At 59.2% G+C, this 18,626-nt stretch carries 14 protein-coding genes and 2 rRNA genes; 10 read left to right on the forward strand and 6 right to left on the reverse strand.

The window, feature by feature from the left end; genetic code table 11:
- From F8N49_RS14170 to mrdA, 3 genes are all read left to right on the forward strand, one after another.
- Positions 1 to 107: ribosomal RNA gene (locus F8N49_RS14170) — 23S ribosomal RNA — on the forward strand; the annotation flags it as partial.
- A 150-nt stretch (positions 108 to 257) separates the two neighbouring features.
- Positions 258 to 373: ribosomal RNA gene (gene rrf, locus F8N49_RS14175) — 5S ribosomal RNA — on the forward strand.
- 191 nt (positions 374 to 564) lie between these two features.
- On the forward strand, positions 565 to 2,457 hold the full coding sequence (gene mrdA, locus F8N49_RS14180; RefSeq protein ID WP_151551787.1) for a penicillin-binding protein 2: 1,893 nt from the start codon (positions 565 to 567) through the stop codon (positions 2,455 to 2,457).
- A 44-nt stretch (positions 2,458 to 2,501) separates the two neighbouring features.
- On the opposite strand, the gene F8N49_RS14185 is transcribed toward mrdA, so the two are convergent.
- Together F8N49_RS14185 and F8N49_RS14190 are read right to left on the reverse strand one after the other, a co-directional pair.
- Positions 2,502 to 2,906, reverse strand: a complete 405-nt coding sequence (locus tag F8N49_RS14185) for a lysozyme inhibitor LprI family protein (protein WP_151551788.1) — start codon at positions 2,904 to 2,906, stop codon at positions 2,502 to 2,504.
- Positions 2,907 to 2,946: 40 nt separating this feature from the next.
- A complete protein-coding gene (locus F8N49_RS14190; protein ID WP_151551789.1) occupies positions 2,947 to 3,861 on the reverse strand; it encodes an ADP-ribosylglycohydrolase family protein in 915 nt (304 codons plus the stop codon).
- A gap of 176 nt (positions 3,862 to 4,037) precedes the next feature.
- Here F8N49_RS14190 and F8N49_RS14195 point away from each other — a divergent pair, with 176 nt between their 5' ends.
- Positions 4,038 to 4,526, forward strand: coding sequence for an SRPBCC family protein (locus F8N49_RS14195; RefSeq protein WP_016775506.1), 489 nt, complete (start codon positions 4,038 to 4,040; stop codon positions 4,524 to 4,526).
- Between the two features lie 314 nt (positions 4,527 to 4,840).
- Here F8N49_RS14195 and acnA read toward each other — a convergent pair whose 3' ends face one another.
- Entirely contained in the window at positions 4,841 to 7,582 is a 2,742-nt protein-coding gene (acnA, locus tag F8N49_RS14200; protein WP_122746896.1) for an aconitate hydratase AcnA, read from the reverse strand.
- A 222-nt stretch (positions 7,583 to 7,804) separates the two neighbouring features.
- On the opposite strand from acnA, the gene rlmM reads away from it, so the two are divergent.
- Together rlmM and tusA are read left to right on the forward strand one after the other, a co-directional pair.
- Complete coding sequence (gene rlmM / locus F8N49_RS14205; protein WP_122746895.1) at positions 7,805 to 8,878, forward strand: 23S rRNA (cytidine(2498)-2'-O)-methyltransferase RlmM; 1,074 nt, start codon at positions 7,805 to 7,807, stop codon at positions 8,876 to 8,878.
- A 65-nt stretch (positions 8,879 to 8,943) separates the two neighbouring features.
- Positions 8,944 to 9,192: a sulfurtransferase TusA gene (gene tusA / locus F8N49_RS14210; protein ID WP_071173066.1), complete on the forward strand. Its 249-nt coding sequence runs from the start codon at positions 8,944 to 8,946 to the stop codon at positions 9,190 to 9,192.
- A gap of 49 nt (positions 9,193 to 9,241) precedes the next feature.
- Here the strand turns inward: tusA and F8N49_RS14215 are convergent, their stop codons facing one another.
- Positions 9,242 to 10,651, reverse strand: coding sequence for an MATE family efflux transporter (locus F8N49_RS14215; protein ID WP_071173109.1), 1,410 nt, complete (start codon positions 10,649 to 10,651; stop codon positions 9,242 to 9,244).
- 160 nt (positions 10,652 to 10,811) lie between these two features.
- Here F8N49_RS14215 and pdxB point away from each other — a divergent pair, with 160 nt between their 5' ends.
- Entirely contained in the window at positions 10,812 to 11,954 is a 1,143-nt protein-coding gene (gene pdxB, locus F8N49_RS14220) for a 4-phosphoerythronate dehydrogenase PdxB (protein WP_151551790.1), read from the forward strand.
- A gap of 167 nt (positions 11,955 to 12,121) precedes the next feature.
- On the opposite strand, the gene F8N49_RS14225 is transcribed toward pdxB, so the two are convergent.
- Positions 12,122 to 12,301, reverse strand: coding sequence for a PA1571 family protein (locus F8N49_RS14225; RefSeq protein WP_024013646.1), 180 nt, complete (start codon positions 12,299 to 12,301; stop codon positions 12,122 to 12,124).
- 258 nt (positions 12,302 to 12,559) lie between these two features.
- Here F8N49_RS14225 and F8N49_RS14230 point away from each other — a divergent pair, with 258 nt between their 5' ends.
- On the forward strand, positions 12,560 to 14,341 hold the full coding sequence (locus tag F8N49_RS14230; protein ID WP_178116985.1) for an ABC transporter transmembrane domain-containing protein: 1,782 nt from the start codon (positions 12,560 to 12,562) through the stop codon (positions 14,339 to 14,341).
- Positions 14,338 to 14,490 carry a PT domain-containing protein gene (locus tag F8N49_RS28600; protein WP_372241029.1) on the forward strand — a complete coding sequence of 51 codons (153 nt, stop codon included), beginning with the start codon at positions 14,338 to 14,340 and terminating at the stop codon, positions 14,488 to 14,490. Before F8N49_RS14230 ends, F8N49_RS28600 begins: the two co-directional genes overlap by 4 nt.
- On the opposite strand, the gene F8N49_RS14240 is transcribed toward F8N49_RS28600, so the two are convergent.
- Positions 14,484 to 16,412 carry a transglycosylase SLT domain-containing protein gene (locus F8N49_RS14240; protein WP_151551792.1) on the reverse strand — a complete coding sequence of 643 codons (1,929 nt, stop codon included), beginning with the start codon at positions 16,410 to 16,412 and terminating at the stop codon, positions 14,484 to 14,486. The two genes, F8N49_RS28600 and F8N49_RS14240, sit on opposite strands and share 7 nt — an antisense overlap.
- Before the next feature lie 214 nt (positions 16,413 to 16,626).
- Between F8N49_RS14240 and F8N49_RS14245 the strand changes: the two genes are divergently transcribed.
- Positions 16,627 to 18,549, forward strand: coding sequence for an ATP-binding cassette domain-containing protein (locus F8N49_RS14245; RefSeq protein WP_039760799.1), 1,923 nt, complete (start codon positions 16,627 to 16,629; stop codon positions 18,547 to 18,549).
- The last annotated feature ends 77 nt before the right edge of the window (positions 18,550 to 18,626 follow it).

Below are 18,626 nucleotides of genomic sequence, written 5' to 3' on the forward strand. Positions count from 1 at the left end.
TGAGTTCCCTGAAGGGCCGTCGAAGACTACGACGTTGATAGGTTGGGTGTGTAAGCGCTGTGAGGCGTTGAGCTAACCAATACTAATTGCCCGTGAGGCTTGACCATATAACACCCAAGCAATTTGCGTCGAAAGGCCAGATTGCGGTGTGTGAAGACGAAACGAACCGAAAGTTCGAAACGCACAAACACCGAAAGCTGTCACATACCCAATTTGCTGAAGCGAGACCATCTGGTCACGAGTCAGTACCCGAATTTCTTGACGACCATAGAGCGTTGGAACCACCTGATCCCATCCCGAACTCAGCAGTGAAACGATGCATCGCCGATGGTAGTGTGGGGTTTCCCCATGTGAGAGTAGGTCATCGTCAAGATTAAATTCCGAAACCCCAATTGCGAAAGCAGTTGGGGTTTTGTTTTGCCTGCGAGAAAGTTTTCAGCCTGCCACCGCGGAAATTCATCCTGAAGTGGATGGCGAGTTTTGGTATGGTGCAGCTCGTTTTTTAACGGACTGATGTCATGCCCACGGATCGGCACTCATTTATGTCAAAGAGTTGCTGTAGAAATGCCTGAACCAATCCCGATCAAGGATCATGAAAAAGAGACGCGGCTGGTCAACAAACGATTGATCGCCTGCGCTCTGTTTGTCTTCGCCATCAGCTGCGCTCTGGTGGTGCGCCTGTACATCCTCCAGGTCGTGGAATTCGACTACCACTCGACCATCTCCGAAAACAATCGCGTCCATGTCCTCCCGATACCGCCAACCCGTGGATTGATCTACGACCGCAACGGTGTGTTGCTCGCCGACAATCGCCCCAGCTACAACCTGACCATCACCCGTGAGCGTGCCACCGACGTCAATCAAGAATTGGACGAAGTCATCAACTTGCTGCACTTGCCTGCTGAAGACCGCACGGTATTCGACAAGGCGATGAAGCAATCCCGGCATCCGTTCACACCGGTCACCCTGTTTTATGAGCTGACGGAGGAGCAGATCGCTATCTTGGCGGTTAATGAATTTCGTCTGCCGGGTATTGATGTCGAGCCGCAGTTTGTCCGGCACTATCCCCTTGGGGCCCATTTCGCCCATTCGATTGGTTATGTCGGTCGGATCAATGAAAAAGAATCGAAGACGCTCGATTCCGTTGAATACCGAGGCACTCAATCCATTGGTAAAACCGGTATCGAGCGCTTCTATGAAGCGCAGTTGCACGGCCATGTCGGTTACGAAGAAGTGGAAACCAATGCTCAAGGCCGTGTGCTGCGCGTACTCAAGCACACCGATCCGGTTCCAGGTAAAAACATCGTCCTTAGCCTCGATGTAAAGCTGCAGGAAGCTGCCGAAGCTGCTTTGGGCGACCGTCGTGGCTCAGTGGTAGCCCTTGATCCGTCCACCGGAGAAGTGCTGGCGATGGTCAGCAATCCGAGTTTCGATCCGAATCTGTTCGTCACCGGGATCAGTTCGAAGGAATATTCAGCGCTGCGGGATTCCATCGATCGGCCATTGTTCAACCGCGTATTGCGCGGCCTGTACGCCCCAGGCTCGACGATCAAGCCGGAAGTCGCCATCGCTGGTCTGGACGCCGGCGTCGTGACCCCGCAGACCCGCGTATACGATCCCGGCTACTACCAATTACCCGACTTCGATCACAAGTATCGCAACTGGAACCACAGTGGTGACGGTTGGGTGGACATGGACGCGGCGATCATGCGTTCCAACGACACCTACTTCTACGACCTGGCGCACAAGCTTGGCATCGATCGTCTGCACGACTACATGGCGATGTTCGGCCTTGGTGAAAAAGTCTCGCTGGACATGTTTGAAGAGTCCCCCGGTCTGATGCCGTCGCAAGCGTGGAAACGCGCTACTCGGCGGCAGGCCTGGTATCCCGGTGAAACCGTTATTCTGGGCATCGGCCAGGGATACATGCAGGTCACACCGCTGCAATTGGCCCAAGCCACTGCACTGATTGCCAACAAAGGGATATGGAATCGACCGCATCTGGCCAAGTCGGTCGACGGTATAGCGCCGGTTGACGAGCACCCGATGCCGAACATTCTGCTCAAGGACCCGCGCGATTGGGAGCAGGTCAATCACGGTATGCAGATGGTCATGCACGATGCTCGAGGTATTGCCCGAGCGGCGGCCGCGGGGGCGCAATACCGCATCGCCGGCAAGAGTGGTACGGCGCAAGTGGTGGCGATCAAGCAGGGTGAGCGCTACAACCGCGAGAAAACTCTGGAACGCCACCGTGACAACGCCCTGTTTGTAGGATTCGCACCGGCCGAACATCCAAAGATCGCCATCTCGGTAATGATCGAGAACGGCGAGGCGGGTGGTCGTGTTGCCGGTCCAGTAGTGCGGCAGATCATGGACGCCTGGTTACTCGATCAGGATGGCCACCTCAAGCCGCAATACGCAGCGCCGAGCAAAGCGCCGGGCGATCCTCACGTCTGAGGCGTAACGGTTCACAGCACAGGCTCCGTAAGCGGAGCCTGTGATTACGCACCGGGTACCGGGCAACTCATATCACCTTCCTCACATTTCAAATACTGCTTGAGGGTTTCTACTCTGGCCTTGGTTACGGCTGTAAGACAACTACTGTAAACCAATGGATAAACACTCCCGCCTGTCACCCCAGAAGCCGAAAACTTGCACTCGGCATCCCGAAAGCTGACCCACGCCCGCTGCGCGTTGACCAACAGCTTCTTTCCGTCCGGGTTATCCTTCAGGCGTCCGGTGATCTGCTGATAGAGCGTATTCAATTCCTTGTCCGCCGCTTTGAAGGCTTGCCCCGCGCATTGATTCATCGTCGCCTGATCGCTGGCGTTGGCGCAATCAACGGCGGCATGGGCGATAGGGGCAAACAAAAAAGGCACAGAGGCCAGAAGCAGACGCACTGACATAAGGTTCTCGCTATCTTGAGTGGAAAGAGTGTATCGATTGTTATGTACGTAGCCGGGAGGCCTCAAGCAAGCGATCCGCAGTGGCGGTGATTTCCTCGCCTTCATGCAACTGCTCCAGCCAGTGCTCGGGGATCGCCCGAGCGCTGTAGTAAGCACCTGCCAACTGACCCACGATAGCAGCCGTTGTATCCGCATCATCACCGAGATTGGCTGCTTTCAACACCGCTTCGGCGAATGTCTGCGTATGGTGAAAGCACCACAAAGCGGCTTCCAGCGATTGGACGCTATAGCCACTGCCTTTTATTTCAGTTTCCGCTTTGTGAAGGTACTCACCCTGAGCAATCGCAATCACCTTGGGCTGGGAAAGCTTGAGCAGTGGCGCCCGGCGAAGCTGTGTTTTCTCCGCACCCTCAAGCGCTCGTGCAATCAGATCAGCCAGCAATTGGCAGCACTCGATTGCCTCCGGCGCCGCATGGGTTGTGCGCGAACTGTCGGCAGCGTGGATCTGGATCTGTCGAGCGTCCGGAAAATAAAACAGCACGACTGGTGCCAACCTCATCAGCGACCCGTTACCAGCAGTCAACGGGTCAGTCGACCCTGCGAAAGGCTCCCCGGTTCGCTGATACTGTTCCAGCGCCTGGCTGACGGTCATGCCGATGTCGAAACATTCACCGGTGGAGCTCAGATATCCCCATTTCCACCAATTGAGATAGCGGCCCATCTGATCTGCCGCGTCGAAACCGTTTTTGCGCAGCAGGCTCTCGGCCAGGCACAGTGCCATTGAAGTGTCATCGGTCCATTGCCCAGGCTTGAGCTGAAACGGACCACCGCCGATCATGTCGGTCAGCGGCTGGAATGATCCTCGCGGTTGGAACTCAACCGTTGTGCCGACCGCATCGCCGCAAGCCAGGCCGAGGAGGGCGCCGCGATACCGATCGGCAAGAGAGGGCTGCATGATTCGTCCTTGTTTCTGCGGATTCGCTGGAAAGATAACAGGTCATGCGGCGTCGATCACAGAGCGCAAACTACCGCAGAATGTGTCCGCTCGAATCGGTGTCTGCAGCGCTTCGATACAACTTCGCATTGGACATGTGGTCATACAAGCCTAGTGTTCAGAACAGGAGGTGACGTATGAAACCAGTACCTAACAGTTTCGAACGCAAGATCACGCTCAAGGCGTCGCGTTCCCATGTCTGGCGTGCATTGGTCGATGCGGAGGCGTTTGGCCAGTGGTTTGGCGTGGCGCTCGAGGGCCGGCGTTTCATTGCCGGCGAGTGGACGCAGGGTCAGGTCACTTACCCCGGTTATGAACACGTATTGTGGAATGTGCTGATCGAGCGGGTCGAGCCGCAGCAGCTGTTTTCTTTCCGCTGGCACCCGTATGCGGTCAACCCGAAGATCGACTACTCACAAGAGCCGACCACATTGGTCAAGTTCGAATTGCAGGACTTTGAAGACGGCACTCTACTCAAGGTCTCGGAATCCGGCTTCGCGCACATCCCTGATATCCGTCAGAAAGAGGCGTATTACATGGACAGTCGCGGCTGGGAGGAGCAGTTGAGCAGGCTTGAACAGTTTCTCGCCGAAAGCGCCAGGGCTCGTGAAAGCGGCGGTGCCTGACGGGTCTAAGGGTTTTCGGAAGTGTTTGTATGGCGAATGTCTTACACGTGTTGGTAGCTTTTACGACTATTGCTGATTGGATCCACTGGGTAATCTACACACATCAACTGAGACACAGGGAGTGTTTCAGGATCATGGACGATCGACCATCGCAAGGATCGCTGCCGACAGGGAGTCGATAATGGTCTTGGGAAAAACCCGCTTCGGCGGGTTTTTTTTCGCCTGAATGCAGGAGCCGCCGAAGGCTGCGATCTTTTGATCCTGCTTTTGAAAGCCAAGTCAAAAAGATCACAGCCTGGGCGAATGTCACCCCGTCACGAAGCAATCAACTGCCGCAACACATAATGCAGAATCCCCCCGGATTTGAAGTACTCGACCTCATTCAGCGTATCAATCCGGCACAAGACTTCGATTCTTTCCTGACGCCCATCTTCGCGAGTGATAACCAGCGGCAGGTTCATCCGCGGCCTCAGCTCGACGCCGGTCAATCCCAGAATTTCTAACGTCTCTTTGCCGGTCAGATTGAGACTCTTGCGGTTTTGATCAAGCTTGAACTGCAACGGCAGCACACCCATGCCGACCAGATTTGAGCGGTGAATACGTTCGAAACTCTCCGCAATTACGGCTTTGACGCCCAGCAGATTGGTGCCTTTCGCCGCCCAGTCACGGCTCGACCCGGTGCCGTACTCCTGACCGGCAATCACCACCAACGGCGTCCCCGAAGCCTGATATTTCATCGCTGCGTCATAGATCGCCATTTTTTCCCCGGTGGGGATGTAAACCGTGTTGCCACCTTCCTCGCCGCCAAGCATTTCGTTGCGAATACGGATGTTGGCAAACGTGCCGCGCATCATCACTTCATGATTGCCGCGACGGGAACCGTAGGAGTTGAAGTCGCGCGGCTCGACGCCTTTTTCCTGCAGGTATCGCCCGGCCGGGCTGTCGATCTTGATGTTGCCGGCGGGGGAGATGTGGTCGGTGGTCACTGAATCGCCGAGCAAGGCCAAAACCCGCGCACCTTTGACGTCTTTGACTTCCGGCAGCGGGCCGGAAATGTCGTCGAAGAAAGGTGGATGCTGAATGTAGGTCGAATCGTCCTGCCAGACGTATGTGGCCGCTTGCGGCACCTCGATGGCCTGCCATTGTTCGTCGCCGGCAAACACTTCGGCGTATTCCTTGTGGAACATCGCCGTATTGACCTGATTCACCGCTTCGGCGATTTCCCGGCTGCTCGGCCAGATATCGCGCAGGTACACCGGATTGCCCTGCTGATCCTCGCCCAGCGGTTCGCTGCTGATATCGGTGCGCACGCTGCCAGCCAGTGCGTAAGCGACGACCAGCGGAGGCGAGGCCAGCCAGTTGGTTTTCACCAGTGGGTGTACGCGACCTTCGAAGTTGCGGTTGCCGGACAAGACCGACGCGACGGTCAGATCGGCTTTCTGAATGGCTTTCTCGATCGGCTCCGGCAGTGGCCCGGAGTTGCCGATGCAGGTGGTGCAACCGTAGCCGACCAACGAAAACCCGAGCTGATCAAGGTACTGAGTCAGCCCGGCAGCTTTGTAGTAGTCGGTGACCACTTTCGAGCCGGGGGCGAGAGAGCTTTTCACCCACGGCTTGCGTGTCAGACCTTTTTCGACGGCTTTTTTCGCCAGCAGTCCAGCAGCCATCATCACGCTCGGGTTGGAAGTGTTGGTGCAGGAAGTGATCGCGGCGATGACCACGGCACCGTTTTTCAGGCGATAGGTCTTGCCCTCGTATTCGTAGTCCGCTTCACCGACCAGATCGGCGTTGCCCACCGCCACGCCGCCACCGCCCTCGCTTTCCAGGCGTCCTTCTTCTTTGCTGGTGGGTTTGAATTGCAGGTCGATGAAATCACTGAAGGCCTGCGCGACGTTCGGCAGGGAGACGCGATCCTGCGGACGTTTCGGTCCGGCCAGGCTTGCCTCGACGCTGCCCATGTCCAGGGCCAGGCTGTCGGTGAACACCGGCTCCTGACCCGGTAGCCGCCACAGGCCTTGAGCCTTGGTGTAGGCCTCGACCAGCTTCACCACTTCCGGCGGCCGGCCGGACAAGCGCAGGTATTCCAGCGTGACATCGTCGACCGGGAAGAAGCCGCATGTCGCACCGTATTCCGGGGCCATGTTGGCGATGGTCGCGCGGTCGGCCAATGGCAGGTCGGCGAGACCGTCGCCATAGAATTCGACGAATTTACCGACCACGCCTTTCTTGCGCAGCATCTGCGTCACGGTCAACACCAGGTCGGTCGCGGTGATACCTTCCTTGAGCTTGCCGGTGAGCTTGAAGCCGATCACTTCCGGAATCAGCATCGACACCGGTTGCCCAAGCATCGCCGCTTCCGCCTCGATCCCGCCCACGCCCCAGCCGAGCACGCCGAGACCGTTGATCATGGTGGTGTGGGAGTCGGTGCCTACCAGGGTGTCAGGGAACGCGTAGGTGCGGCCATCCTCGTCTTTGGTCCAGACGGTGCGGCCGAGGTACTCAAGGTTGACCTGGTGGCAGATGCCGGTACCCGGCGGGACCACGCTGAAGTTATCGAACGCACTCTGGCCCCAGCGCAGGAAGGCATAGCGCTCGCCGTTGCGTTGCATTTCGATGTCGACGTTCTGTTCAAACGCACTGGCGCTGGCAAACTTGTCGACCATCACCGAGTGGTCGATCACCAGATCCACCGGCGATAACGGATTGATCCGCTGCGGATCGCCGCCGGCCTTGGCCATCGCCGCACGCATGGCGGCGAGATCGACCACGGCGGGGACGCCGGTAAAATCCTGCATCAATACACGGGCAGGGCGGTACTGGATTTCCCGATCAGAGCGGCGCTCCTTGAGCCAGGCGGCGATGGCTTTGAGGTCAGCGCCGGTGACGGTTTTTTCGTCTTCCCAGCGCAGCAGATTTTCCAGCAGGACCTTCAATGACATCGGCAGCTTGTCGAGATCGCCCAAGCTTTTGGCGGCTTCCGGCAGGCTGAAATAGTGGTAGGTCGTGGCGTCGATTTGTAGGGTTTTCAGTGACTTCAGACTATCGAGGGACGGCATTACGATCACTCCTTTGAGTCCGCACGGCTACGGACTGAGGGGACGGGCAGAGCATTAAACCTAGCCCTGTTTTGAGTAGCTGGCTAATAACTGGACTCTATCGGCGCAACCATGGTTCCGACTTCAGCTATCATGCGCCGGTTTTCGTGACAGGCATTGCGGCAACGCAAGGCTTGAGCATCGCGCAGCGGCCGAATGATCGACCGCTGCCCAGGAGTAAGAATGAACACCCTATTCATGCATTGCCGGCCCGGCTTCGAAGGCGAAGTCTGTTCGGAGATTTCCGATCTCGCCGCCCGTCTCAATGTCGCCGGTTACGCCAAAGCCAAAACCGCCACGGCCTGCGCCGAGTTTGTCTGCACCGAAGCCGACGGCGCCGAACGCCTGATGCGCGGTCAGCGTTTCGCCGAATTGATCTTCCCGCGGCAGTGGGCGCGCGGCTTTTTCATCGATCTGCCGGAAAACGATCGCATCAGCGTAATCCTCGCGCACATGGCCGATTTCCCGGTGTTTGGCAGTCTGTGGCTGGAAGTGGTCGATACCAATGACGGCAAGGAACTGTCGAATTTCTGCAAAAAGTTCGAAGGCCCGCTGCGCAAGGCGCTGACCGCCGCTGGCAAACTGGTGGAAGACGCCAGCAAGCCGCGTTTGTTGCTGACCTTCAAAAGTGGTCGCGAAGTGTTTCTCGGCATGGCCGATGCCGGCAATTCGGCGATGTGGCCGATGGGCATCCCGCGCCTGAAGTTTCCTCGCGAGGCACCCAGCCGTTCGACCTTGAAGCTGGAGGAGGCGTGGCACCACTTCATTCCACGTGATCAGTGGGAAGACCGGCTGCACAGCGACATGACCGGCGTTGACCTCGGCGCCGCGCCGGGCGGCTGGACCTGGCAACTGGTCAACCGTGGCATGCTGGTCACCGCCATCGACAACGGCCCGATGGCTGAAAGCCTGATGGAAACCGGATTGGTCCAGCATCTGATGGCGGATGGTTTCACCTTCAAGCCCAAACAGCCGGTGGACTGGATGGTTTGCGACATTGTCGAGAAACCGGCGCGTAACGCGGCGATGCTGGAAGAATGGATTGGCGAGGGACATTGCCGTGAGGCCGTGGTCAACCTGAAGCTGCCGATGAAACAGCGTTATGCCGAAGTGAAACGTCTGCTCGAGCGCATTGCCGACGGTTTCAAGGCGCGTGGGATCAAGGTTGATATCGGCTGCAAGCAGTTGTATCACGACCGCGAGGAAGTCACCTGCCACTTGCGCCGCCACGACAGCAAAAAGCCCAAGTCCCGCTAACCGGCAGACGTTGGACGATATTCCCGGCGATGCGCGACAATGCCGGCCAGTTTCTGGAGTAAACCATGAGCGAAATGATCAACACCCCGGTCGACGGCACCCTCGACGCCACCGGCCTCAATTGCCCGGAACCGGTGATGATGTTGCACCAGCACATCCGCGATCTGGTGCCCGGCGGCCTGCTCAAGGTGATCGCCACCGATCCCTCGACCAAGCGCGATATCCCCAAGTTCTGCGTGTTTCTTGACCATGAGCTGGTCAGCCAGCACGAAGAGGCCGGCACCTATCTGTACTGGATTCGCAAGAAGTCCTGAATCAGGGCAAAAAAAAGACCTGCAAATGCAGGTCTTTTTTTATGGGTGATCAACCCGCCGAACGACTGATTCGAATTCGCTTGCGCGCACTGCGTGTCAGACGAATCGACAGCATCAACGCTGCGCAGCTCAAACCGACGATCAAACCCTGCCACAAACCGCTCGGACCGCGTGGCTCGCCGAGCCAATCGGTCAGGCCCAGCGCATAACCGACCGGTAAACCAATCCCCCAGTAGGCGAAGAGAGTCAGGATCATCGTTACCCGAGTATCCTGATAACCACGCAGTGCGCCTGCCGCAGTCACCTGGATCGCATCGGAAAACTGGAACAGCGCCGAATAGACAATCAGCATCGCCGCAATGTGAATCACCGTTGGATCAGCGGTATAGATCGCCGCAATCGGCTCGCGCAGCGCCAGCATCAGGCTCGCCGACAGGCAGGCGTAGGCCAGCGCCGTGCCCATGCCGACTCCAGCGGCAAAACGCGCCTCACGCGGTTCCTCGCGGCCTAGCGCCTGGCCGACACGCACGGTAACCGCCATGCCCAGCGAGTACGGGATCATGAACACCAGCGAGCTGACGTTCAGCGCGATCTGATGCCCGGCCACCACCGTCGCGCCGAGGCTGCCGATCAGCAGGGCGATCACGGCGAAGATGCTCGACTCGGCAAACACCGCGATGCCGATCGGCAAACCAATCGACAGCAGACGTTTGATCACCGCCCACTGCGGCCAGTCGAAGCGGCTGAACAGTTCGCTTGAGCGATAGGCTGGTGCCCAGCGTTCGTAGCCGGCCAGGCCCAGCGCCATCACCCACATCACGATTGCCGTGGCCCAGCCGCAGCCGACGCCGCCCATGGCCGGCACGCCGAAGTGGCCGTAGATGAAGATGTAGTTCAGCGGGATGTTCAGCGCCAGACCACAGAGGCCCAGCACCATGGCCGGGCGGGTGCGGCCGATGCCGTCGCTGGTGCAGCGCAGCACGTGATAGAAGGCCACCGCCGGCAAGCCGCTGGCGATGCCGTGCAGATATTGCATGCACGGGCTGATCAGCTCCGGATCGACTTTCATCAGATGGAGCACCGGCTCGGCAGCGATCAGCATCGAGGTGGCGATCAATCCGACTACCAATGCCAGCCACAACGCCTGACGCACGATCGGGCCGATCTCGCTGTGCTTGCCGGCGCCGAAACGCTGGGCGACTTTTGGTGTGGTGGCCAGCAGGGTGCCGGTCATCAACAGAAACACCGGGACCCAGATCGAGTTGCCCAATGCCACTGCCGCCAGGTCCTTGGGCCCGACGCGCCCGGCCATCACCGCATCGACGAAGCCCATGGCCGTGGTCGCCAGTTGCGCGATGATGATCGGCAGGGCGAGGGCGAGCAGGTTTTTCAACTCCAGGCGAATCCGCGCAGGGCGGCTCAGCGAGACGGCGACAGGTTGGTCAGTTACAGGGTTCACAGGCAAAGCGTCCAGAAAGTATTGATGCGCAGAGCGGCGCATTCTACGCCGCTGACGCCTCGGTCAGGAAAAATCCTCTGTTGCGCATTTGTAAGCGCAAACCCTGCTGGCTGATCGACGCGTCAGCACCTAAACTGCCGATCCGCCCAAGGAGCCCGCCATGCTGATTGTTGCCGACGAAAATATCCCGCTGCTCGATGCCTTTTTTGCCGGTTTCGGTGACATCCGCCGAGTGCCGGGCCGCTCCATTGACCGCGCGACGGTCGAGCACGCCGATGTGTTGCTGGTGCGTTCGGTGACCAACGTCAATCGCGCGCTGCTTGATGGCAGCAAGGTGCGCTTTGTCGGCACCTGCACCATCGGCACCGATCATCTGGATCTCGATTACTTCAACGAGGCCGGGATCTGCTGGTCGAGCGCGCCGGGTTGCAATGCCCGTGGCGTGGTCGATTACGTACTGGGCAGTCTGATGACGCTGGCCGAAATCGAAGGCGCGGATCTGACTCAGCGTACTTACGGTGTCGTCGGCGCCGGTGAAGTGGGGGGGCGCTTGATCAAGGTCCTCAAGGGCCTGGGCTGGAATGTGAAGGTTTGCGATCCGCCGCGTCAGGCTGCCGAGGGCGGCGATTATGTCAGCCTTGAGCAGATCATCGAGCAGTGCGACGTGATCAGTCTGCATACGCCATTGACTCGCAATGGCGACGACGCGACGTGGCACCTGTTCGATCAACAGCGTTTGCAGCAACTCAAGCCGGGAACATGGCTGATCAACGCGGCGCGCGGCCCTGTGGTGGATAACGTTGCGCTGCGTGAGGTGCTGCTGGAGCGCGAGGACCTGCAAGCGGTGCTCGACGTCTGGGAGAAGGAGCCGGAAGTCGACCCTGCGCTGGCCGAGCTCTGCGTATTGGCCACGCCTCATATTGCCGGTTACAGCCTCGACGGCAAGCAACGCGGGACCGCGCAGATCTATCAGGCCTACTGCGCTTTCATTGGCCAACCTGCGGCTATCGCGCTCAGTGATCTGCTGCCAGCAACCTGGTTGTCGGAAGTTTCCCTGCACGGTGACAGCGATCCGGCATGGGCGCTGGCGATGTTGTGCCGGGGCGTATATGACCCACGCCGCGATGATGCGGATTTCCGCCGCAGTCTGGTGGGGAATGTCGCCGAGCAGCGAGCGGCGTTTGACGTGTTGCGCAAGCAGTATCCGGTGCGCCGCGAGATTGAAGGGCTGAAGGTGCGAATTGAAGGTGATGCGCCGGGGTTGCGGCAGATTGTTGAGGCGCTGGGGGCGGTGGCTGTCTGAATCAGCGCTGGCCTTTTCGCGAGCAGGCTCGCTCCCACAGGGGATCTACAGTGCATCAAAGATAAAGGTGGGAGCGAGCTTGCTCGCGAAAGCCACACCACCAATCCCGAATTGCAGACATAAAAAACCCGGCCAATCAGGGCCGGGTCAGGAAGACGGTGGCTACATCACTCTTGTTCGGCAGGCTTGACCAATCGCTTCTCCAGTTCGCGGCAAGCGTCCTGGATCATGTCTTCAGTGATCGGTACTTCGCGGCCCTGCTCATCGATAATCGAGCAACCCAGAGACTGGTCGGGTTTGGTGCGGATCACTTCAATCTTGTCTTCGCTGCTGTGTTGCAAGGACATGGCCTGTCTCCTCATCAGGTTGTGTGCCTAAGTTAAAACCGCCACGTGACCAGGCTGTGACAACTCCCTGCGGTCTGTCGGCGGGCGGCATCTCTACTCAAACAGAAATGACCGCTCGTCTCAACCGCAACCTTAGACCAATCGTTTCTAGCATCCGGACATCCCGGGCATATTTAACCTGACTCATTGTGATTTACAGAGTTCCACCCCATCTGAGTCTGTAGGCTGGCCCGATCCATCTGCGCAGACGTGAACTCCATGATCTCCATGCTTTCTTCCCGACACCGGCGCGCCCTGCGCCTGACCAGTCATTTTCTCCTGCCGTACCGCTGGCATGCCGTCGGCGCTCTACTCGCGCTGATCGTCACCGCCGGCATTACCCTGTCGATGGGGCAGGGCATCAAGTTGTTGGTAGACCAGGGTTTCATGACCCGTTCGCCGCATCTGCTCAATCAGTCCATCGGCATTTTCATGTTGCTGGTGCTCGGGCTGGCGCTGGGCACCTTTGCCCGTTTCTATCTGGTGTCGTGGATAGGCGAGCGCGTGGTCGCCGACATTCGCCGCCAAGTGTTCAATCACCTGGTGTATCTGCATCCGGGCTTTTATGAGGACAACCGCAGCTCGGAAATCCAGTCGCGCCTGACCGCTGACACCACGTTGTTGCAATCGGTGATCGGCTCGTCGCTCTCGCTGTTCCTGCGCAATCTGCTGATGGTGATCGGCGGTGTAGTGCTGCTGTTCATCACCAATCCGAAGTTGACCAGCATTGTCGTGATTGCACTGCCGCTGGTGATCGCGCCGATCCTGATTTTCGGCCGCCGCGTGCGCAATCTCTCGCGCCAGAGCCAGGACCGTATCGCCGACATTGGCAGCTATGTGTCGGAAACCCTCGGCCAGATCAAAACCGTGCAAGCCTACAACCACCAGGTGCAGGACGAGCAGCGTTTCGCCTCGACCGTCGAGCAGGCGTTCGAAACTGCGCGCAAACGGATTTTCCAGCGAGCGTGGTTGATCACTTTGGTGATCGTGCTGGTGCTTGGCGCGGTGGCAGTGATGTTGTGGGTCGGCGGCATGGATGTGATGGCGGGACGGATATCAGCCGGCGAGCTGGCGGCATTCGTTTTCTACAGCCTGATTGTCGGCAGTGCGTTCGGCACGCTGAGCGAAGTGATCGGCGAACTGCAACGCGCTGCGGGTGCCGCTGAACGCATCGCAGAATTGCTGCGTTCGGAAAACATCATCCAGCCACCGTTGACCGGACTGGTCACTCTGCCAGCGCGAGTCAAAGGTGAACTTGAACTGCGCGACGTGCGTTTTTCCTACCCGTCGCGTCCGCAAAGCTACGCCGTCGATGGCTTGAATCTGACGGTGAGGGCAGGCGAAACCCTGGCATTGGTGGGGCCGTCCGGCGCCGGCAAGTCCACGGTTTACGACTTGTTGCTGCGCTTCTACGATCCACGCGAGGGGCAGATTCTCCTTGATGGCGTGCCGCTGACCAGCCTTGACCCGCTGGATCTGCGCCGCTGTTTCGCCCTGGTCTCGCAAACCCCTGCATTGTTCTTCGGCAGTGTGGAGGACAACATCCGCTACGGCTGCCCGACGGCCACGCTTGAACAGGTCAAGGAAGCTGCGCGAATTGCCCACGCCCACGCCTTCATCGAACAAATGCCGGACGGCTATCAAACTCATCTGGGAGACGGCGGCCTCGGGTTGTCCGGCGGTCAGCGCCAACGTCTGGCCATCGCCCGCGCCTTGCTGGTAGACGCGCCGATCCTGCTGTTGGACGAAGCTACCAGCGCCCTCGACGCACAAAGCGAGCATCTGATCCAGCAGGCCCTGCCAACGCTCATGGAAAACCGCACCACGTTGGTCATCGCGCACCGACTGGCCACGGTGAAGAACGCTGACCGCATTGCAGTGATGGATCAAGGCAAGCTGGTAGCGGTGGGGACACATCAGGAGTTGATCGCCAGCAATCCGCTGTACGCACGGCTGGCGGCGTTGCAGTTTAATGATGGTCGATCTGTCACAGCAGACTGAGCAATCGACCAAGTAACCGACCAAGTAACCGACCAAGTAACCGACCAAGTAACCGACCAAGTAACCGACCAAGTAACCGACCAAAAAAATGCCCGTATCTCACGATACGGGCATTTTTCATGATCCGGCGTCAGCCTGGTGATTACTGATCATCAAAATACCGCTCATGCCAATCCACCAGCGGTTGCGGCGAGTTGAGTTTTTGCCCGTAGATCACCGAGTAGGACAACACGTTCTGCACGTATTGACGGGTTTCGTCGAACGGGATGCTTTCCACCCAGACGTCGAAACTCAGGTGATCAGCGCCGCGCAGCCACTGACGCACGCGGCCTGGCCCGGCGTTGTAAGCGGCGGAGGCGAGCACGCGGTTGCCGTTGAACTGGCTGTGAACCTGGCTGAGGTAAGCGGCGCCGAGCTGGATGTTCTTGTCTGGATCGAGCACTTGCTGGGGCGAGGCCAATGGAATGCTGAACTTGCGCGCGGTTTCCTTGGCCGTGCCGGGCATCAATTGCATCAGACCGCTGGCGCCGACGCCGGAGCGCGCGTCGTCCATGAAGGCGCTTTCCTGGCGGGTGATGGCGAACACCCAGCTCGAATGCAGGCCGCGCACCTTGGCTTCACGCACGAGGGTATCGCGGTGCGCCATCGGGAAGCGGATGTCCAGATCGTCCCAGTACTGTGCCTGACTGATGGTGCGAATCGCCGGGAAGTACCATTTCAGGTCGTAGGCCAGTTTGGCCTGTGCGACCATTTCATCGCGATTGAAATGTCGGCTGACGTGATACCACTCGCGACGCCCGTCGACGATCTGCCCGCGTGCATGAAACTCCAGCGCGCGACGTACGCCGGGGGTGTTACGGACTTTGTTGATCAACGCCTGGCTGAGCACCAGCGGCTTGTTGTTCAGCGAGTAAGGCGATTGTGAACGGTCTGCGGCGAGGAAGCCGTAGAAGTCTCGTTCCCGCGCCAGATTCTTGTACAGGGTCAGCGCTTGCGGGTTTTGTGGCTCGGCCAGTTCCAGACTGCGCGCCTGCCAGTAGCGCCAACGGTTGGTGGTGGCCAGGTCTTGCGGCAGACGTTTGGTCAATTCGTAGGCATCGTTCCAGCGTGCCAGACGCAGCAGCAGGCGCAGGCGCCATTCCGAGACGGTGTTGTCGCGCAGCTCCGGATCGTATTTGGTCATCACGTCCAGCGCGCGGCTGTCGAAGCGGCGCGCGAGGGTCAGGCCGATCTCGCGAGCGATCGCGACCTTCTCAACGCGAGAGAAATGCATGCTGCTGGCGTAACCGTCGAGCAAAGCCATGGCCTTGTCCGGATCCTGCCTGGCGAGGCGGCGCAAGCCGAGGCTGACGACGTCTGACATCGGCTCGTCGGCCGGGGTGAAGCGCGACGGCTGGTTGAGCAGTTCGGGCTTCTGCGCCACGTCGACCAGCAAGCGACCGCGCGGGGCGAGGGTGGTCAGGCCGTTGATCAGACTGTTGGCCAGCGGATAGTTGCGGGCCTGCGCGGCAAGCTTGGTGCGCTCCCAGCGTTTCTGCTCGGTGAGCTGGCCATCGGCGGCCCAGATGCCGAACAACGCGTCACACGCAGCCGGTTGCGATTTGCCGGTCAGCCAGAGTTTTTCCGCGTTGGCATAGCCTTCAGCCTTCTTGTCGTGGCTGATTTGGTACTGCGCGTTGAGGCAGTCGAGCTCAGTGAAATTCAGCTTCGGATCGTAGTACTTGACGAAGGTCGCCCAGTCGCCACGGTCGGCGAGCCAGCGCAACCAGCGCAGCTTCATCCAGTTGGCCTGCGGCAGGTCACCGTGCTCGGCGAGGAACTTCTCGATCTCTGCGTTGCTCGCGGTCTTCAGGCGCGAGGTCAGTTCGTCGTAGGCCAGATACGGTTCCAGCGGATAATCGGCCAGCGCCTGGCTGTAACGGAAATACGGGCCGGTATCACCCTTGGCCAAGGCGCGCTTGGCTTCATCGTAATACTGGCGTTGGGTGGACAGGTCCACCGCCTGGACGGATTGAGCGGCAGCGGCGGTAAGAAACAAGCAGGACAAAACACTGAAAAGGCGACTGCGCATGAGACATCCGGGCAGAGAAATCATGACAAGTGCCGATCGAAATCCGCACTGAATTGCCTGTAGCTTAGCCTTTTGCCAGCAAGCGGCGAAAGCTTTGCGAGCCTCGCTGCACAAGTTCGCAACAAATGTTGTGCAGAGTGCTTCGACAGACAAATTGCCGGCCTGCTCAAGCCTCAAGTCAGGTAGAATGCGCGTCCGGTTTTTGGAGAAGCTCATGACCCTGCTCAAATTCAGCGATGTGTCCCTTGCGTTCGGCGCTATGCCGTTGTTGGACAAGGTGTCCTGGCAGATCGCCCGTGGTGAGCGGGTGTGCATCATCGGCCGCAATGGCACTGGCAAGTCCAGCATGATGAAACTGGTCAAGGGCGACCAGAAGCCCGATGACGGCTCGGTATGGCGTGCCCCCGGTCTGAAAATCGGCGAATTGCCGCAAGAATTGCCGGTGGCCGACGACCGGACGGTATTCGACGTGGTGGCGGAAGGCCTCGATGGTGTTGGCGCCTTGCTCGCCGAATACCATCACCTGAGCCAGAACATCGTCACCGACGCCGATCTGGACAAGCTGATGCATGTTCAGCACGACCTTGAAGCCCGTGATGGCTGGCGCTTGCAGACGCTGGTCGACAGCACCCTAAGCCGCCTGCAACTGCCGGCCGACAAGACCCTCGCCGAACTCTCCGGTGGCTGGCGTCGTCGCGTGCTGCTGGCGCAGGCGCTGGTGTCCGAGCCCGATCTGCTGCTGCTCGACGAACCGACCAACCACCTGGACATCGGTGCGATTGCCTGGCTCGAAGAAGCGCTGAAAGATTTCCAGGGCGCCGTGCTGTTCATCACGCACGACCGTTCCTTCCTGCAAAACCTCGCCACGCGCATCCTCGAACTGGATCGCGGTGGGCTGATTGACTGGAACGGCGACTACGCCAGTTTCCTCGTGCACAAAGAAGCCGCGCTGGCCGCTGAAGAAACTGCCAACGCGCTGTTCGACAAGCGTCTGGCTCAGGAAGAAGTGTGGATCCGTCAGGGCATCAAGGCCCGCCGCACTCGTAACGAAGGTCGCGTGCGCGCCCTGAAAGCCCTGCGCGTTGAGCGCAGTGAGCGTCGCGAGCGTACCGGCAAGGCCAACATCCAGCTGGAAACCGCGGACAAATCCGGCAAGCAGGTGATGGTCCTCGAGAACGTGAGCTTCGCGCATCCGGGCGGGCCGTTCCTGATCAAGGATTTCTCCATGGTCCTGCAGCGCGGCGATCGTATCGGTCTGCTCGGCGCCAACGGTACCGGCAAGACCACTCTGTTGAAACTGATGCTCAGCGGTCTGCAACCGACCAGCGGCAAAGTGGAAGAGGGCACGCGTATCGACGTGGCGTACTTCGATCAGTTGCGCCATCAGCTGGATCTGGAAAAAACCGTGATCGACAACGTCGCCGAAGGTCGCGACTTCATCGACATCGACGGGCAGAGCCGTCACGTGCTGAGCTATCTCGGCGACTTTCTGTTCAGCCCGCAGCGTGCACGCACGCCGGTCAAGGCGTTGTCGGGTGGCGAGCGTGCGCGTCTGTTGCTGGCGAAGCTGTTCAGCAAACCGGCGAATCTGCTGGTACTCGACGAACCGACCAACGACCTCGATGTGGAAACCCTCGAGCTGCTCGAAGAAGTGCTGCTGACTTTCAACGGCACCGTGCTGATGGTCAGCCACGACCGGGCATTCCTCGATAACGTGGTGACCAGCACCCTGGTCTTCGAAGGTGAAGGCAAGGTTCGTGAATATGTCGGCGGCTATCAGGACTGGATCCGTCAGGGCGGCTCGCCGCGTCTGTTGGGTGTGACTGAAAGCAAGTCGGGCAAGGCTGACCTGAATTCGGCGGTGGTTACCGCTGAGCCGGCTCCGGTGGCTGCGCCTGCCGCTGCTGCTCCGGTTGCCAAGAAAAAACTCAGCTACAAGCTGCAGCGCGAGCTGGAAGCCTTGCCGGGCGACATCGACGCCAAGGAGCAGCAGATCGCCGCGGTTGAAGCCGAAATGGCTGAAGCCGGTTTCTATCAGCGTCCGCCGGCGGAAACGGCCAAAGTGATTGCTTCGCTGGAGCAATTGCAGGCCGAGCTGGATGCGTTGGTGGAGCGTTGGGCCGAGCTGGATGCCTGATTGCTCCTGATGTAAACAAGCCCGGCGCTCAGTGATGAGCGCCGGGCTTTTCATATGTAACGCGATCTACAGGCGGG

It is taken from the genome of Pseudomonas sp. GXM4 (assembly GCF_008923895.1).
GTDB lineage: Bacteria > Pseudomonadota > Gammaproteobacteria > Pseudomonadales > Pseudomonadaceae > Aquipseudomonas > Aquipseudomonas atacamensis.

Coding starts and splice junctions, on each gene's coding strand:
- pdxB (WP_151551790.1), top strand. CDS start 10,812: ATGCTGATTGTTGCCGACGAAAATATCCCGCTGCTCGATGCCTTTTTT.
- rlmM (WP_122746895.1), top strand. CDS start 7,805: ATGAACACCCTATTCATGCATTGCCGGCCCGGCTTCGAAGGCGAAGTC.
- tusA (WP_071173066.1), top strand. CDS start 8,944: ATGAGCGAAATGATCAACACCCCGGTCGACGGCACCCTCGACGCCACC.
- F8N49_RS14225 (WP_024013646.1), bottom strand. CDS start 12,301: ATGTCCTTGCAACACAGCAGCGAAGACAAGATTGAAGTGATCCGCACC.
- F8N49_RS14245 (WP_039760799.1), top strand. CDS start 16,627: ATGACCCTGCTCAAATTCAGCGATGTGTCCCTTGCGTTCGGCGCTATG.
- F8N49_RS14185 (WP_151551788.1), bottom strand. CDS start 2,906: ATGTCAGTGCGTCTGCTTCTGGCCTCTGTGCCTTTTTTGTTTGCCCCT.
- F8N49_RS14230 (WP_178116985.1), top strand. CDS start 12,560: ATGATCTCCATGCTTTCTTCCCGACACCGGCGCGCCCTGCGCCTGACC.
- mrdA (WP_151551787.1), top strand. CDS start 565: ATGCCTGAACCAATCCCGATCAAGGATCATGAAAAAGAGACGCGGCTG.
- F8N49_RS14190 (WP_151551789.1), bottom strand. CDS start 3,861: ATGCAGCCCTCTCTTGCCGATCGGTATCGCGGCGCCCTCCTCGGCCTG.
- F8N49_RS14240 (WP_151551792.1), bottom strand. CDS start 16,412: ATGCGCAGTCGCCTTTTCAGTGTTTTGTCCTGCTTGTTTCTTACCGCC.
- acnA (WP_122746896.1), bottom strand. CDS start 7,582: ATGCCGTCCCTCGATAGTCTGAAGTCACTGAAAACCCTACAAATCGAC.
- F8N49_RS14195 (WP_016775506.1), top strand. CDS start 4,038: ATGAAACCAGTACCTAACAGTTTCGAACGCAAGATCACGCTCAAGGCG.